General features: G+C 35.3%; 15 protein-coding genes. All 15 read left to right on the forward strand.

The window, feature by feature from the left end:
- Nucleotides 1–69 precede the first annotated feature (69 nt).
- The 15 genes from ACRRU2_RS11760 to galE all read left to right on the forward strand — a co-directional run bounded on the left by ACRRU2_RS11760 (nucleotide 70) and on the right by galE (nucleotide 16,198).
- A complete protein-coding gene (locus ACRRU2_RS11760; protein WP_432501757.1) occupies nucleotides 70–837 on the forward strand; it encodes a YveK family protein in 768 nt (255 codons plus the stop codon).
- Nucleotides 818–1,516 (forward strand): CpsD/CapB family tyrosine-protein kinase, encoded by a 699-nt coding sequence (locus ACRRU2_RS11765; RefSeq protein ID WP_331700591.1) that lies wholly within the window; start codon nucleotides 818–820, stop codon nucleotides 1,514–1,516. The genes ACRRU2_RS11760 and ACRRU2_RS11765 overlap by 20 nt, the downstream gene beginning before the upstream one ends.
- Nucleotides 1,517–1,546: 30 nt before the next feature.
- On the forward strand, nucleotides 1,547–3,370 hold the full coding sequence (locus tag ACRRU2_RS11770) for a polysaccharide biosynthesis protein (protein WP_432501761.1): 1,824 nt from the start codon (nucleotides 1,547–1,549) through the stop codon (nucleotides 3,368–3,370).
- A 58-nt stretch (nucleotides 3,371–3,428) separates the two neighbouring features.
- Nucleotides 3,429–4,016 (forward strand): hypothetical protein, encoded by a 588-nt coding sequence (locus ACRRU2_RS11775; RefSeq protein WP_432501764.1) that lies wholly within the window; start codon nucleotides 3,429–3,431, stop codon nucleotides 4,014–4,016.
- Between the two features lie 85 nt (nucleotides 4,017–4,101).
- A complete protein-coding gene (gene galU / locus ACRRU2_RS11780) occupies nucleotides 4,102–4,965 on the forward strand; it encodes a UTP--glucose-1-phosphate uridylyltransferase GalU (RefSeq protein WP_432501766.1) in 864 nt (287 codons plus the stop codon).
- An 11-nt stretch (nucleotides 4,966–4,976) separates the two neighbouring features.
- Nucleotides 4,977–5,150 (forward strand): hypothetical protein, encoded by a 174-nt coding sequence (locus ACRRU2_RS11785; RefSeq protein WP_432501768.1) that lies wholly within the window; start codon nucleotides 4,977–4,979, stop codon nucleotides 5,148–5,150.
- Between the two features lie 293 nt (nucleotides 5,151–5,443).
- Nucleotides 5,444–6,058, forward strand: coding sequence for a sugar transferase (locus tag ACRRU2_RS11790; RefSeq protein ID WP_432501770.1), 615 nt, complete (start codon nucleotides 5,444–5,446; stop codon nucleotides 6,056–6,058).
- 867 nt (nucleotides 6,059–6,925) lie between these two features.
- The gene (locus ACRRU2_RS11795; protein WP_432501772.1) at nucleotides 6,926–7,744 is read left to right on the forward strand and encodes a glycosyltransferase; all 819 of its coding nucleotides are present in this window, start codon (nucleotides 6,926–6,928) and stop codon (nucleotides 7,742–7,744) included.
- Nucleotides 7,745–7,766: 22 nt separating this feature from the next.
- On the forward strand, nucleotides 7,767–8,807 hold the full coding sequence (locus ACRRU2_RS11800) for a glycosyltransferase family 2 protein (RefSeq protein ID WP_432501774.1): 1,041 nt from the start codon (nucleotides 7,767–7,769) through the stop codon (nucleotides 8,805–8,807).
- Entirely contained in the window at nucleotides 8,804–10,123 is a 1,320-nt protein-coding gene (locus tag ACRRU2_RS11805; RefSeq protein ID WP_432501776.1) for a hypothetical protein, read from the forward strand. Before ACRRU2_RS11800 ends, ACRRU2_RS11805 begins: the two co-directional genes overlap by 4 nt.
- Complete coding sequence (locus tag ACRRU2_RS11810; protein ID WP_432501778.1) at nucleotides 10,120–11,112, forward strand: glycosyltransferase family 2 protein; 993 nt, start codon at nucleotides 10,120–10,122, stop codon at nucleotides 11,110–11,112. The genes ACRRU2_RS11805 and ACRRU2_RS11810 overlap by 4 nt, the downstream gene beginning before the upstream one ends.
- Nucleotides 11,113–11,225: 113 nt before the next feature.
- Nucleotides 11,226–12,512 (forward strand): oligosaccharide flippase family protein, encoded by a 1,287-nt coding sequence (locus ACRRU2_RS11815; RefSeq protein ID WP_432501780.1) that lies wholly within the window; start codon nucleotides 11,226–11,228, stop codon nucleotides 12,510–12,512.
- A gap of 708 nt (nucleotides 12,513–13,220) precedes the next feature.
- The gene (locus ACRRU2_RS11820) at nucleotides 13,221–14,411 is read left to right on the forward strand and encodes a CDP-glycerol glycerophosphotransferase family protein (RefSeq protein WP_432501782.1); all 1,191 of its coding nucleotides are present in this window, start codon (nucleotides 13,221–13,223) and stop codon (nucleotides 14,409–14,411) included.
- Between the two features lie 277 nt (nucleotides 14,412–14,688).
- Nucleotides 14,689–15,138 carry an adenylyltransferase/cytidyltransferase family protein gene (locus tag ACRRU2_RS11825; protein ID WP_432501785.1) on the forward strand — a complete coding sequence of 150 codons (450 nt, stop codon included), beginning with the start codon at nucleotides 14,689–14,691 and terminating at the stop codon, nucleotides 15,136–15,138.
- A gap of 55 nt (nucleotides 15,139–15,193) precedes the next feature.
- Nucleotides 15,194–16,198 (forward strand): UDP-glucose 4-epimerase GalE, encoded by a 1,005-nt coding sequence (gene galE / locus ACRRU2_RS11830; protein ID WP_432501787.1) that lies wholly within the window; start codon nucleotides 15,194–15,196, stop codon nucleotides 16,196–16,198.
- Nucleotides 16,199–16,309: the final 111 nt, after the last annotated feature.

The following is a 16,309-nucleotide window of genomic DNA, read 5'->3' on the forward strand; positions in this document are numbered from 1 at the left end:
AAGCATCAAGAAAAATCTTCCTCTCATTGATGGGAGGAAGATTTTTATCAGCTATTGGAGGATATTAGAGTGTCGAACGAACTGGATTTAAAGCAACTTTTTCATATCATCAAGAAAAGATTTATGTTGATTGTGTTAACGGTAGCAGTTGCAACAGTTGCAGTTGCACTTTTTAGCAAGTTTTATATTCAGCCCAAGTATGAGGCATCTACTAAAATCATTGTAAATCAAACAGCCAATCAAGTTGCAACAGGACAAATCGATCTTAACCAGATTAATTCTAGCATTAGAATGATAGATACATATAAGGAGATTATTAGAACTCCTGCTATTATGGGCAAGGTTGTAGAGCAGTATCCTCATCTGGATTTAACTTTGCAGCAGCTGGTGAAAAAGGTGAAGGTAAGTTCAGTAAATAACACGCAAGTAATGACTCTAAATGTACAAGATACGAGTTATAAGAAAGCCGCACAGATTGTTAATGCGGTTTCTGATGTGTTTAGTACTGAAATTATCCATATCTTCCAAGTAGAAAACGTATCTATCCTCAATTATGCGGATGAAAATGAAAGCTCAGCATCACCAGTTTCACCTAATGTTAAACTAAACACTGCGATAGCATTTGTAGTATCGTTAATGCTTATGGTAGGTCTCGCCTTTTTACTTGAGATGTTGGATGACACGATTAAAACAGAAGAGGATGTCATGGAGCATCTTGGTCTGCCTACATTAGCCTCCATTATAAAAGTAGATACGGAAGGAATGGGGAAAAAACAACCAGCCAAAAAATCCAGTTACAAAGTGGGGGAATTAGAGCGTGTCACGATTGATAAATAAACGTAAGCTGATTACAGTGATTGACCCGCGTTCACCAGTCTCTGAGTCCTATCGAACTTTGCGCACTAATTTGGATTTTTCATCCATCGATGAAAAGCTGCAAGTATTGATGGTGACTTCCGCAGGACCAGGCGAAGGGAAGTCTACAACTATAACGAATCTTGCCGTAACCTTTGCGCAGTCCGACCGGAAGGTTGTTCTCATTGATTGTGATATGCGCAAGCCTACTACCCATCATACTTTTACTCTTTCTAATCGTAGGGGAGCATCATCTGTTCTTTCTTCGCAGCTTAATTTGGAGGATGTTATACAATCTACCTCGATTCCTAATTTAGATATTATTACATCCGGTACAATACCGCCTAACCCTGCAGAAATGATTGCTTCAAATCGCATGACGGCCATGCTGGATGAGTTAAGACAGATGTACGATATTATTTTGGTCGATACGCCTCCATTGTTAGCCGTAACGGATGCTCAGATTGCCGCTACAAAAAGCGATGGGGTCATTTTGGTTGTGGATCAAGGGAAAGTAAAAAAAGACGCTGCAGCAAGAGCTGTAAAAAACTTGGAGCTCGTAAAAGCACGCATACTTGGCGTTGTTCTTAATAATGTGAAACGGAATGCAAAGGAGCAATCCTACTATTATTATTATGGCAATGGCGAAGCAGGCAAGTAGTTTAAAACGATGGAATAAGGGAGATAAGATGTGAGTCGGACTAGTAAAACATTCATAGTAACTATTGTGGATATGTGTATCATTTGGGTAGCTGTGCTCGCATCTTATCTTCTTCGTTTTGATGGGGAACTAAGCAGTATATATGGAAAACAAATGATACAGTTTGCAATTATTTTAATTGTAGTTTGTGCAGTTACATTTACTTTTTTTCGTTTATATCGCCATATTTGGCAATACGCAAGTATTGGGGAAGTTATTGAATTATTAAAGGCCATTACGGTTGGAATAGTAATATCCTATGCTTTAACTTATTTTGTTTCAGGAAGTCGAATTCCTTTCTCTGTTGCTCTACGTACTGTTGAGCTTATGATTTTATTAATGGTTGGAGCAAGATTTACATGGAGAATGATCCGCATAAGCCGATCCAAGTTTAAGAAAAAGCATCATAATGTACTTATTGTAGGTGCTGGTGATTGCGGTGTATTAGTTGCCAAAGATATGATGACGAGTACACTATTTGATAATTCAAGAATCGTTGGTTTTATTGATGATGATGCGAACAAACACAAAATGAAAATTTTCGATATTCCTGTATTGGGCAGCCGTCAGATGATCTTAAAAGCCGTTGAAGATAATCAAGTGCAAGACATTATTATCGCGATGCCTTCCGTCGGCAGATCTATACAACAGGAAATCATTAATATATGTAAAGAAACTGGAGCAAGTGTAAAGATTATACCTTCCATTAATGATCTTATCCATGGCTCTATAGCAGTACAATCGATGCGTAATGTAGAAGTAGAGGATTTGCTTGGCCGCGATCCGGTTGCGACTGATTTGGCAGGGATTGCTGGATATGTTTCAGGAAAAACCGTTCTTGTGACTGGCGCTGGAGGGTCAATTGGTTCAGAGCTTTGCCGTCAGATTGCAATGTTTAATCCAGAGTGTTTAATGTTGTTGGGACACGGTGAAAACAGTATTTATACGATTGAAATGGAGCTGCGCAATAAGTATCCCAATTTAAAATTAGAAACCATTATTGCAGATATACAGGATATGAACCGTTTGGAAAATATTTTTAGTACGTTTTATCCACAAGTTATTTTTCATGCTGCTGCTCACAAGCATGTGCCTTTAATGGAAAGAAATCCTTCAGAAGCAGTGAAAAATAATGTATTTGGAACAATGAATGTCGCAAATTGTGCAGACCGTTATGGTGCAGAACGCTTCGTGATGATTTCATCGGATAAAGCAGTGAATCCTTCAAGCATCATGGGCGCTACCAAACGCATTGCTGAAATGTATATACAGAGCTTGGATCAGAGCAGTAAAACTCAATTTGTTGCTGTACGATTTGGGAATGTGCTTGGCAGTCGAGGAAGTGTAATTCCAAGATTCAAAGAACAAATCGAGGCTGGCGGTCCTGTAACGGTGACTCATCCAGATATGGTTCGTTATTTTATGACGATACCTGAAGCAGTCTCTTTAGTTATTCAAGCAGGTGCTTTTGCAAATGGCGGAGAGATATTTATTCTGGATATGGGAGAGCCAGTACGAATAGTAGATTTGGCAACCGATCTTATTCGCTTATCTGGATATGAACCGGGCGTTGATATTAAAATCGCCTTTACTGGATTACGTGAAGGGGAAAAATTGTTCGAGGAATTGCTGACGGATGAAGAATCTGTCACCGCTACTCACCATAAACGAATCTTTATTGGCAAGCCAATGGATATGGATCGTGCAGAGCTAGCGAGCCATATCGAGCGATTCGAGCGGGTAATGGATGAAGGTCAAGGCGATATAAGAGAAATTATTGAAAGCTTAGTTCCGCTATATTCGAATGTTTCTTAGATAAGTGTTACATAAGATAGACTAAACTGCTATACACTGCCAATTAGGAGATGGGAATATGAAGCGTTGGAAAAAAATTGTGATATGGGTAGCTTCTATTATAGTGTTACTTGGCATTGGCGGATTATTTGCAGCTAATTATGCTGCTGACCGGCTTATTGCTTCACTCGCGGCTAGTCTAGAGGCAGAGTTGATATTGGATGATTTAAATGATAACAGTGGAAGCAGCACTCCAGAAGTATCAGGAACACATGAACCGTCGTCACCAGCATCCTCAACCGAAACAAATCAAACACCAACCGGCGAAAAATCAAGTGAAGGTTCACAAAAGTCAGACAATAATACTCCTAATACCGATTACAAGGCAGAAGTATCTGTAGAAAAAGCAAAAGAAGTACAAGAAAACATTACATTAGGTGAAAAAGCTAAACTAACCTCTGTTTTTTTGAAACAGCTTAGTATCGAGGATATGAAGGAACTGCAAAAGCTCGCTAGCGGGGGATTATCCGTTGAAGAAAAAAAGAAAGCTAGATCGCTTATTTTGGAAAAATTAACACCAGAGCAATATGATGAATTAATTGAAATAGCCAAGAAGTACGGAATGAGTCAAGGGAAGTCATATGAAGAAGTTAATAAGGAAAAGTAAATTGTAATGAAATTTAGAAAAATACTAGTAATACTAGGCACTACTGAATAAGTAGTGCTTAGTGTTGATTAAGGGGATGTAAAGATTGAAAGTACGCAAAGCGATAATTCCAGCAGCAGGTTTAGGGACTAGATTTTTACCTGCAACGAAAGCTATGCCGAAGGAAATGCTGCCAATCGTAGATAAGCCAACAATTCAATATATAGTTGAAGAAGCGATTGAATCTGGAATAGAAGATATTATTATCGTAACAGGAAAGGGAAAGCGGGCAATTGAAGATCACTTTGACAATTCCTTCGAACTAGAACAAAACCTGTTGGAAAAAGGAAAATTAGAACTATTAAATGAAGTACAGAAATCTTCCAAAATGGTAGATATCCATTATATTCGTCAAAAGGAAGCCAAGGGATTAGGGCATGCGGTTTGGTGTGCTCGGAAATTTATTGGAAATGAACCATTTGCGGTCTTGCTAGGTGATGATATTGTCCAGGCAGAGAAACCTTGTTTAAAACAAATGATCGATCAATACGATCGATATCGATCGTCAATTATTGGTGTTCAAAGTGTACCGTATGATGAAGTTTCCAGATACGGTATTGTAGCTGGCAAAGAAATTCATGAGCGCTTGTATAGCGTAAGTAACTTGGTGGAAAAACCAAAGAAAGAAGAAGCTCCTACCAATATAGCCATTATGGGACGATATATTCTAAGCCAGAAGATATTTGACATTCTAGGGAATCAAAAGCCTGGTGCAGGCGGCGAGATTCAATTAACGGATGCTATAGCGGAGCTGAATCGAAGTGAAGCAATCTATGCATATGATTTCGAGGGAACTAGATATGACGTTGGGGAGAAGTTAGGATTTATAAAAACAACCTTGGAGTTTGCATTACAGCGTGATGAGTTAAGAGAGGATTTGTTGGAATATCTTAGGGATTTGGTTGGGTAGGAGTTTTGTGGTTGGATAAGGTTTCAGCTTTTATTCATTATATTGCTATTGCCCCATCTGGTTATTCATTTGCACAAGTCGGCATGTATGTGGTTGAAGGGTTTGTCCGTATTTGTTATCGATTCACAGTGGTATATAGGAGCATTGAGATCATCTATCGAAATACCGATTCAAATGCTCCTTAATCCTGCAAACATAAAACATATAATCATGGCTGGAATAGTTGGGGAATAGTAGATGCATTTTCTTAAATTAGAAGTATATTAGGTGGGGAAATATCGATTATTTCCCCCAAACAAAACGAAATCAAAAAAACATAGGCTTAAGGGGGAGTCATTGAAAGATTGAATAATGCAATTGAAATAAGATAACTTTATCCAGATAACGATTTTAGTGGTTTAGTAGTTAGTTGGAAAAGCTGAAAAGTTTCAATTAAGTCCTAATCTACTAAAGAAAAAAATTCAAGGAGTGTAGCTGGATGTATACGTTGGTTAAAAGATTGATAGATATTATTTTCTCTTTAATAGGACTTATTGTCTTATCACCTATTTTTTTAATTATAATTTTTGCTATTAAACTTGATTCAAAAGGTCCGGTACTGTTTAAACAAAAACGTATCGGTATCAACAAGACACATTTTAATATCTTAAAGTTTCGTACCATGAGAATAAATACGCCGAAAGAAACCCCTACTCATTTATTAGGTAACCCAGAACAGTATATCACAAAGATGGGTAAATTCTTAAGAAAAACTTCACTTGACGAGCTACCACAGATTTGGAATATTTTTGTGGGACAGATGAGTATAATTGGACCAAGACCAGCACTTTGGAATCAGTATGATTTGATTGCGGAACGGGATAAGTATGGTGCTAATGACATACCACCTGGACTAACAGGTTGGGCTCAAATCAATGGTAGAGATGAACTCCCCATTAAGGTTAAGGCTAAGCTGGATGGGGAGTATGTTGAGAAGATTAGTCTCTGGATGGATGTAAAGTGCTTTTTTGGAACCATCATTAGTGTTGTAAAGAGTGACGGGGTTGTTGAAGGTGGGACTGGAGAGTTAAACAAGATAAATAATGGCTCGTAATTAAGTGACGTTTTTCGAGCTAGCTTTATGACAAATGTGGTTTCTTTAAGTACCAGGAACATTTTAGAAAGCTTTCTTCGAAAATGGTTACAGCAATTAACCTAAAACAGTTTTTCTCAAAAAAGTAATCGAAAACAAGGTTGAGCAATTGGCTCACGGTGTGAAGCTCGTATCTGTATCCTCACCCTTGTTGTTACGACGACGAATACGTGAAAATATCCGTAATTGTCGGACATTGGGGTTTAGAAGCTTCGCCCATAAGAGGAGGCAAGTAGGTTCTTCCCCCAATTGAGCATCTTTCGGGCTATGGATGGGGACACCGTAGTTTATTGAGCTTTCATTTGTTACGTTCAGTCAAATAGCTAGAAAAAAACTAACCAAAATTTTTTGAAGAAGTCATAGAATGTACCTGCTTCTGATTTGCTTTTGAAGCGAAGAAGCTAATTTATGGCGTAAATAGGATTGTACGAAGTTGCTTTGCCCAATAGTTAATACTAGTGATGTGCTACTCGACCATGGGTAAAAGACTACGGAGGAGATCAGTGGGATCAAGGTCACTTCTCAGCTTCTTAGGGGAATATCGAGGTTTAATTAATGAGGATGTCAGCGAGAGTTTGATGAAAGATGATCTGAAAATTTGTTTGGCACAGAACTCTTACACAAGGGACGATAAGAAAGTTTAGGTTCAATTGCTTCTCAACAAACCGATGGGACGCATTGTGCTAACGAACTACGAGAATTATCAAAAGGGAAAGTTCCTACCCTGTATTTGGGGAAACAATAAAGGACCCTGACCATCGGGTTAGGGATACTATGAGAATTTTTTGTTTCTGAGGATATTAGATAAATAAGTAGAGGGGTTTATTTATGGATTTCTCCGTTTTGATGTCAGTATATATAAAAGAATCACCAAAGTTTCTTGAACAGTCGCTTGAAAGTCTATTAATTAATCAGACTTTACTACCTACAGATATAGTTTTGGTAAAAGACGGTCCCTTAACAGATGGGCTAGAATCGGTTATAGCTAAATATAAACTTCAATTTCCGGATCGTCTCAATGTTATTGGATTGGCAGAAAATCAGGGTTTGGGAAAAGCACTTAATATTGGACTTGCTTATTGTAATTGTGAACTGGTTGCAAGAATGGACTCAGATGATATTAGCGCAGAGCATAGGTTTGAAACTCAGATTAAATTGTTTGAACAGAATAAAAGTTTGGATATTGTCGGTGGAAACATTATTGAATTTTATGATACACCGTTGAGTCCTATATCTGAGAGAAAAGTACCACTGAAAATGCAGGATATAATTAAAATGATGAAGCGAAGGAATCCGATGAACCATGTCTCGGTAATGTTTAAAAAAAGTGCGGTAATTAATGCAGGGGGGTATCAGCACTTGCCCTATTTAGAGGATTACTATTTATGGATCCGAATGGTAGAGTCAAATTGTTTGATGGCTAATATAGATGATACTTTGGTATATGTTCGAACAGGAGCAGCGATGTATAAACGTAGGGGGAATAAGGAGTATATTCGTGGATGGTACACATTGCAGAAGAAGATGAAAGAAATGGGAAATGTGAATAGTATAAATGTTGTATATAACATGGCTACAATTATAGGTTTTATTTATATGCCCGCAGGAATTAAAGAATTAGCATATAAAAGGTTGTTAAGGAAATAGTAGGATTACGAGGTGGTATTTAATGAGTCGAATCAGTATAGTTGTTCCTGTTTATAATGCTGAAGAGACACTAGGGCGTTGTATAGATAGTTTACTAAGTCAAACCTTTAATGATATTGAAATAATTTTGATAGATGATGGTTCGAAGGATAACAGTGGGGAAATATGTGATACGTATGCAAAGAAAGATAGCCGTATTTTTGTTATCCATAAAATAAATGAAGGGGTTTCAAAAGCAAGAAACACAGGAATTGAAAGGGCAACTTCAGATTACATTTTATTTGTGGATAGTGACGATTATATTAAAGATAATATGTGTGAAGTTTTATTTAATGCAATAGAACACACAAATTACGAAGTTGTAATGTGCGGTTATGAAAGAAGTTTTGTTTTCAACGGTTATACTACAAAATCGGTTCTAATACTACCAGAATTGCAAGCAATTAAATCCATTGAACAATATAAAAAGAACTGGGTTGAATTATTTAAAAAATCTTTATTCAATGCACCATGGGGAAAATTATACAAGATGGATTATATAAAGGAAAATAGTATTTTTTTTAACGAAAGCATACATTGTGGAGAAGACTTGCTATTTAATTTAGAGGTGTTTAGTCATATATATAAGATTGCGGTAGTCAATGAGCCACTCTATATTTACGAGTGCACTGAAAAAGAATCATTAACTACGAAATTTGATGCTGAGAAAAAAATTAATGATAGATTCTTATACAATATTACATTAGATTATTTAAAAAAGATGAATATGCTAAGTTTATGTAACCACAGTGTTGCTCAGATTTATATGCGTAGCTGTTTCAGGACTTTCGAGCAAACCTTATTTATTGAAAATAGATTGACTTCCAAGGAAAAGAAAGAATGTGTAAAAAGTATTGTTTGTTGTAAGGAGACATTAGATGCTATCCAAACTAATGTGTATAAAAGTTTTGAAAGCTTGATTTATGCTTTGGTTTTAAAGACTAGGTCCTATTTTATAGTTTCCCTTTTTACAAAAATTAGATTTGCTTATAAAACTTTTTCGCGAAAGGGTTTAAAATTTTGAAAATCAGAAAATCTACTATAGACGAGACTGGCTTTGTACTTTACCTTTTCTGTTTCATATTTGCACCGCCACTTGTTCCAAAAATAAATTTTATTTTTTTGGTTTTTGCCTTCTCAGTTTTACAATTGTTTAGACGTAAGAATAGATTAGTAAATAGCGTATTTACCCAAAGTGGGATTAAACAGTTTTGCTATTTAATGTTTTTGGCATATGTATATATTGGACTTGTAATGTTAGTTGGAATACTTTTTCAAGATGTTGGTGCATCAAACTATATCAAAACCTTTTATCGGTTTGGTCTTCTAATTCCAATTACCGTAACTTGCGTCTTATATATTATTGTTAGATCTAAAGAAATGAATTATAACTTTTATGACATATTACATGCAATTATCAAGGCAGGGACAATCCAAGCTATAATAGCAATATTAATGTTTTTGGACCCAAGTATAAAACAACTGTTAGTTAATATAATGTTTGCTAATACGGGCGATAGTTTAACACAGAATTTATGGGTTTATCAGAGGCGGTTGTATGCCTTTTCCAATAGTGTATTGGATTCTTTCGGTTATGGAACGGGTATTATTGCTGCCTTACCACTATTTTTAGCGAAAAAAAGAAAGACAAAGTATTTATTGTATATTCCAGTATTATTAGTTGTTCCCTTTTTAAATTCTAGAACGGGATTAATTGTTTTTCTATTAGGTATTATCAGTGTTATTCCATTGTATTTAATAAAGGCTAATATAAAAAAGCTATTGAAAACGAGTATTAGTGTGCTAATGATATTAATTTGTTTAAGTTTCGGCTATAAGATAATGCAAAATGTTAATCCAATGACTACGTCTTGGGTTGAAAATGGGATTACAAGTTTTCTTACTCTACTAAACATAAGTAGTGAAATTGGGAACATAGGTTATACTGAATCAACTACTAATCTGTTTTCAGATAGAAAATGGTATGTACCAGGTCCTATTGGCCTTCTATTTGGCACCGGACATAATGTATATGAGGCAAATGGTTTTAATCACTCAGATGTAGGATATATTAATGACTTGTGGTTAGGCGGAATTTTAGGCATGATCCTTTTATATTCACCCTTATTTATTCTTTTATTGAAAACCGCTTTAAAACAGGAACAAAGAGAAATAAAGTATTTGTTATGTTTCTTATTCTTTGCTTTCCTTGCTACAAATGTGAAGGCCTATATGATTAATTATAATGTTGGGATGGCAGTCACATTATTGGTCGCTTTTTCGGCTGTTTATTTTAGTGAAAAGAAGTTAAATAATTCGTATAAAGAGGGGAGAATATGAAACCTTTTTTTAGTATAGTTGTTCCTGTGTACAATGTAGAAAAGTATTTAGAAGATTGTTTTCAAAGTATTATAGATCAAAGATTCGATGATTACGAAATTTTATTTATTAACGATGGTTCAACTGATTCTTCTGGAGAATTATGTGATAATGTATGTAGAAAAGTTGGGAATGCCATTACTTTACATAAAACCAATGGTGGGTTATCAGATGCACGTAATGTTGGCATAACTGCGGCCCGTGGTGAGTATATTATTTTGTTAGATTCTGACGATCTGCTAAACTCAAAGGCTCTAGAAACTTTATATGAATTAATTGTTTCTAACAAAAATCCTGACGTTGTTGTAAATCGAATAAAGTTTTTTTCGGATGATCCTAAAAGTAGTGAAGAATGCAAGTATATGTTTTCTGAAGACTTAAAGGAATTGTCTATAGCTGAAACCTTCCAACATCTTATTAAACTAGATGATTATGTCCCGGGTGCATGGACACTCGTCACAAAGAGAAGCCATATAATTGATAATGATTTGTACTTTGTGAAAGGCCTACTTCATGAAGATGAGCAATGGACCCCTAGGACGATTCTAAAAGCTAGTTCCTTAGCCTTTAACAATAATTGCTTGTATTTATATAGGCAAGGACGTAATGGGTCGATAACACAAATAAAAAATGTAAAACGTGAAATGGATAAGCTATGGACTGTTCAAAGCTTATATAAAGAAAGCAAAAGTACTGAATATACTCCAAATAGTAGTATCGCTTTATTGGAAAGATCATCAGATTTATATTGGGGGGTTTTAGTTCGATCAAAACAGTATGCAAGAAATCTTACTGAATATAACAAACTATTAGATGAATTGAATTCTAAAAGGAATATTTTTAAGTTGAGTAATAATAAAAAGTATGTTCTATGTAATGTAGTTTTAAGAATATTTGGCATTAAGATTACTAGTTTTATTCTTAATAAGATTGTAATGTTGAAAGAATAACCAATTCCCCTGATCGAATTTATTAATATATATTGAGTTTTGGATGGTCAATTGATTCTTTATATCAAAAAATTCTTTAGTGAATCAGTTGTTGTGGAAGGAAGTATAAATCCATGTCTAAAGGGCAGTCAAAAAAAAAGGTATTACTACAAAATACTCTAATGTTATATATTCTTGTTTTTTCTTCATATTTTTTAAGTTTTATTACTGTCCCATATCAAACAAGGATACTAGGACCTGATTATTATGGTAGGGTTGGTTTTGCTTTAGCATTTATGACCTATTTTCAATTAATAATCGATTTTGGTTTTCTTTTGTCCGCGACTGAGGATGTAGCAAAAAATCGTGATAACAAGAAGGAACTATCAAAAATAGTAACTTCGGTTAACATTATTAAGATATTATTGTCTGTGCTTTCACTCTTTATAATAATTATATTGTGCGCCACTATACCTAGATTCCAAGAAGAAAGTTCTTTATATATACTCACCTTTCTGTCAGTTGCAACTGCCTCACTACTTCCAGACTTTCTTTATAGGGGTTTGGAGAGCATGAAAATAATAACGGTCCGGACTATTTTAATTAGATTATTCTTTGTTTTAATGATATTTATCTTTTTAAAAGATAAAGGTGACTATCACCTAATACCCTTATTTACGATGTTAGGGAATATAGGTGCAATAGTAGGTGTTTATTTACATGCAATCAAAACCGTGAAAATCAAACTTGTTCAAGTTAACTTTAATTATCTATGGCAAACTTTCAAGAAGTCGAGTTACTTTTTTTATTCTCGCATGGCCTCAACAGCATATACTGCAACGAATACGTTTGCCCTAGGTTTAATGAGTTCGTTAGGTAGTAATGTAGTAGGTTTATACACTTCAGCAGACAAGTTGATAAATACGGCCAAAAGCGGATTCTCCCCAATAGCGGATAGTTTGTATCCATACATGGTCAAGAATAGAGATTTTAAACTAGTTAAAAAATTACTTTTGGTATTAATGCCACCTGTGATAATTGGTTCTATTCTAGTAGGAATATACGCTGATGATTTTTGCGCTCTTCTCTTAGGAGGAGAATTTAGGGAAGCGGGTAGAATATTGCGATTACTGATGCCGATTGTTGTTATGGCTCCACTTGTTTATATATTAGGATTTCCTGTTTTGACCCCAATGGGTCAGTCAAAGCATGCTAATTTATCTGTTATTGTAGCTTCAGTTTTTCATATAGCGGCACTAGGTATACTCTTGATATCAGGTAACTTTAGCGTTTTTACTTTATGTTTAATTACAGTTGCAACCCAATTTATCGTTCTTCTTTATAGAGTAATAGTAGTTTGGGCTAATAAGAGTTCCTTTATAAACCGTAGTGGCCAAATATCTAGTGGGAATTCTCGCTGATGTTATTTTAAGGTAACTATTCAGCCCTTAAAAAGACAACCCATATGGAATTGTGGGAATCAATTTGTAATAGTGTGGTAAATTAGAATGCTCCTACCTTAATGTAGGAACGAAACCTAGAATACGGCTAGAAAAAGTGCGCAACCTAAAGGCCACAGAATGAACGGGTTATCTTCTGCTGGACCTTGATCACCTGGATGGATTAGTTTAAGCTTCATTATTGGTAAATAGCACCCGGAAGAACGGGAAGCACCGTATCATGCTTCACATCCAAGAGTCACTGTAAGTTTCGCGCTTTTGTCTTTTAGTTCGTTCTCGTTTGTTGCATATGGGGGCGACGGGTCCTCCGACAGTACAGCCCTCATCAGTGTCCGATGCCAGCCTTTTAATATCGCGCACTCTTGTGAATTCATTCGTCGTGTAACCTGCCTCTAGATGTTCTTCTTTGCACCCTTTGATCACGCACAGAAAGTCAATTAATTCTTGGGTCTAAGACTAATTTTTGTTCTTCACTAAAGTAAATTTGTTCGGACGTAACACACATCACCATCGCTCCCCGCCTATTCAAGTAGGCCGGAGGAAGTATTCACTCTTAGTTCTCGGATTCTTACCTAATCTACTGGAGTTGATTAAGTAATGTCTTATGGAAAAGGGAGGGTTACATTTTAAGAAGACCACTTAATGAAAGTTCAAACAGGGGGAAGGATCTTGAAAAGTATATTAAAAAAGATACTACCAAAAAAAGTTATAGGTTTTCTTAGCCAAGTCAAAAATGGAAATTATAATTACTATTTTTGGCTATTTCCGGTAAAAAAAAATAAAATTGTGATTTGTAATTATTATGGTAAAGGCTACGGAGACAATGGGAAATATATTATTAATAAGATAATTGAAGAGAAAATAAAAGTTGAGATAATTTGGTTAGTAAAAAAAGAATTAATGGTAGCAGCACGGTTTCCGAATACAGTTAAGATCGTAGAATATGGATCTATGAGAGCATTATATGAACTGGCAACGGCAAAGGTTTGGATAGATAATAGTAGAAAAACGTTCTATCCACCTAAAAGAAAAAATCAATTTTATATCCAGACTTGGCATAGTCCATTAAGACTTAAGAAAATAGAAAAGGATGTAGAGGAGTATTTACCTGAATCATACATAAGAATGGCAAAAAAGGACTCGGAAAATTGTGATTTAATGATCGCAGGATGTGATTTTAGTTGGGATGTATATCGAAATTCTTTTTGGTATGATAAAGAAATTTTAAAATGTGGTACACCTAGATGTGATGTTTTTTTTAATGATAGTTTAAAAGTGAAAAATAAAGTGTATGAACATTTTAAAATATCTTTAGGGGTTAATTTAATTATATTTGCTCCAACGTTTAGAAGTAATTCCAATATAGACGCGTACATTTTAGAGTTTAATCAAATACTGAAATCTTCGCAAGAAAGATTTGGTGGAGATTGGAGGCTGCTAATCAGGCTACATCCCAATGTATCTGAATTATCTTCATTAATTAACTATGATGATATAATAATTGATGCCACTGATTATGATGATATGCAAGAGTTATTATGCGCCGCTGATATACTTATAACAGATTACTCTTCGTGTATGTTTGATATGGCTATTGCAAATAAAATATGTTTTTTACATGCACACGATTTGGATGAATATTTAGCTAAAGAGAGGCAATTATATTTCAACCTCTATGAATTGCCTTTTTATTTTTCGAAAACAATTGAAGAACTTATAAATAATATATTAGAGTTTAACGAAGAGCAATATAGCGATAGTCTACAGCATTTTTTTAAGAAAATACGCCTCTACGAAAATGGCACAGCATCAAAAGAAATAGTTGAAAAGATTAAAAGAACTGTTGTATTAGAGTTGTGAGTTTTTTCAGTTAAGGGTTGCCCTATGATAACACTCCAATTGAAAGTTTACATTATTCAAAGAAAATGCTGGTTATCGGGCGATATTGATGAGGCGAAATTACAGCTGTTTCAGTATATTGAAGACCACCATTACAACAGAAATAGGTTTCAGTCGGCTGTAGCTACATTACACCCTAATAAGTGGGGAATTAATTGTCTCTTACTGAATAAAAAGTCTTTCTAAACTAGTAACTTGTCAGATGTCCAATGCTTATAACTCATAAGAGGGGGAAATTATGTTGGAAAAATATAAAATTGGTTATACAACAGGTGTTTTTGATATGTTTCATATTGGTCATTTAAATATCTTGAAAAGAGCAAAAGAGCACTGTGACTTTTTAATAGTTGGTGTTACAACCGATAAATTAGTATCGTATAAAAATAAAAAAGCTATTATACCACACAGTGAAAGAATGGCGATAGTCGAAGGTATTAAATATGTGGACAAAGTGGTACCCCAAGAAAATATGAACAAAATGCAAGCTTGGGAAAAATATAAGTTCGATGTTATGTTTGTAGGAAGTGATTGGAAGGGTACCGCAAACTGGATTGAGTATGAAAGGCAATTTAAAGATGTAGGGGTTGGGATTGAGTATTTTCCATACACAGAAGGTACTTCATCAACACAGTTAAGAGAAGTATTACAGAAGATAATGAATAATGAAGTAGCAGCTACTAAAGAATAGTATCTTTTCATGAATCATTTATTTTTGTAGTTAATCGTAAGATAGGGGGCCCGTAATGAATATACTAGTAACTGGCGGTGCTGGATATATAGGATCCCACACTGTTGTTGCTTTATTAGAAGCAGGGCAGTCAGTAATTATTGCTGATAACCTTTCAAATAGTAAGAGAGAAACTGTTGAAAAGATTATGGATATTACAAATAAGGAAGTTACTTTTTACGAAATAGATGTAACGGATGTAGAAGCAGTTGATATTATTTTTAGGAATCATAAATTTGAAGGGGTTGTTCATTTCGCCGGCCTTAAGGCAGTTGGCGAATCAGTAGAAAAACCACTTGAATATTATTACACTAACATAGTGAGCACTATAGTACTTGCAAAAGCTTGTCAGAAGTATAGTGTAAATAGGTTTGTATTTAGCTCATCAGCAACAGTGTATGGAGATAATAAAGTGCCTTTTGTAGAGACGATGGGTCTCCTTCCTACAACTAACCCTTACGGTGAAACAAAAGCTATGAGTGAACGAATTTTAACTGATATAGCAAAAGCGAATCCTGCTCTCTCGATATCGATCCTTCGATATTTTAACCCAGTAGGAGCTCATGAGAGCGGATTAATTGGTGAAGCCCCTACTGGAATTCCAAATAACCTAATGCCATATTGCACTCAGGTAGCAAAAGGCAAACTTAAGAAATTAAGAGTTTTTGGAAATGACTATCCTACAGTGGATGGTACCGGGGTTCGCGATTACATTCATGTAATGGATCTTGCTGAGGGCCATGTTGCTGCATTGGAAAATCTAACTGAAGGTGTTCATATTTATAACTTGGGAACTGGAAAAGGCACTAGTGTACTTGAATTAGTGAAAGCTTTTGAAGAAGCTAATGATATTGAGGTCCCTTATGAAATCGTGAATCGTAGACCTGGGGACATTGCTTTATGCTATGCAGATGCTTCAAAAGCAAAGAAAGAACTAGGTTGGACAGCAAAGCGAGATCTTATTGCTATGTGCAGGGATGCTTGGCGGTTTGAGAAAAATTATAATAAACAGTTAGTATAGCAGTACCCGTTAGGCTGTTCTAATTGGCAGCTTGGTAGGTAGCATTTTTGGCAATCCTACAAAACCTTAAAAGCAGCTGTTGTCTTTCTAGGTTATTTTCGTTGCAAGCAG

Source organism: Paenibacillus sp. GXUN7292, assembly GCF_050864975.1.
In the GTDB taxonomy this organism is placed as follows: domain Bacteria; phylum Bacillota; class Bacilli; order Paenibacillales; family Paenibacillaceae; genus Pristimantibacillus.

What these genes read in the sequence shown, in the direction of transcription:
- ACRRU2_RS11775 (WP_432501764.1), top strand. Translation starts at nt 3,429, where the DNA reads ATGAAGCGTTGGAAAAAAATTGTGATATGGGTAGCTTCTATTATAGTG.
- galE (WP_432501787.1), top strand. Translation starts at nt 15,194, where the DNA reads ATGAATATACTAGTAACTGGCGGTGCTGGATATATAGGATCCCACACT.
- ACRRU2_RS11795 (WP_432501772.1), top strand. Translation starts at nt 6,926, where the DNA reads ATGGATTTCTCCGTTTTGATGTCAGTATATATAAAAGAATCACCAAAG.
- ACRRU2_RS11800 (WP_432501774.1), top strand. Translation starts at nt 7,767, where the DNA reads ATGAGTCGAATCAGTATAGTTGTTCCTGTTTATAATGCTGAAGAGACA.
- ACRRU2_RS11790 (WP_432501770.1), top strand. Translation starts at nt 5,444, where the DNA reads ATGTATACGTTGGTTAAAAGATTGATAGATATTATTTTCTCTTTAATA.
- ACRRU2_RS11815 (WP_432501780.1), top strand. Translation starts at nt 11,226, where the DNA reads ATGTCTAAAGGGCAGTCAAAAAAAAAGGTATTACTACAAAATACTCTA.
- ACRRU2_RS11825 (WP_432501785.1), top strand. Translation starts at nt 14,689, where the DNA reads ATGTTGGAAAAATATAAAATTGGTTATACAACAGGTGTTTTTGATATG.
- ACRRU2_RS11810 (WP_432501778.1), top strand. Translation starts at nt 10,120, where the DNA reads ATGAAACCTTTTTTTAGTATAGTTGTTCCTGTGTACAATGTAGAAAAG.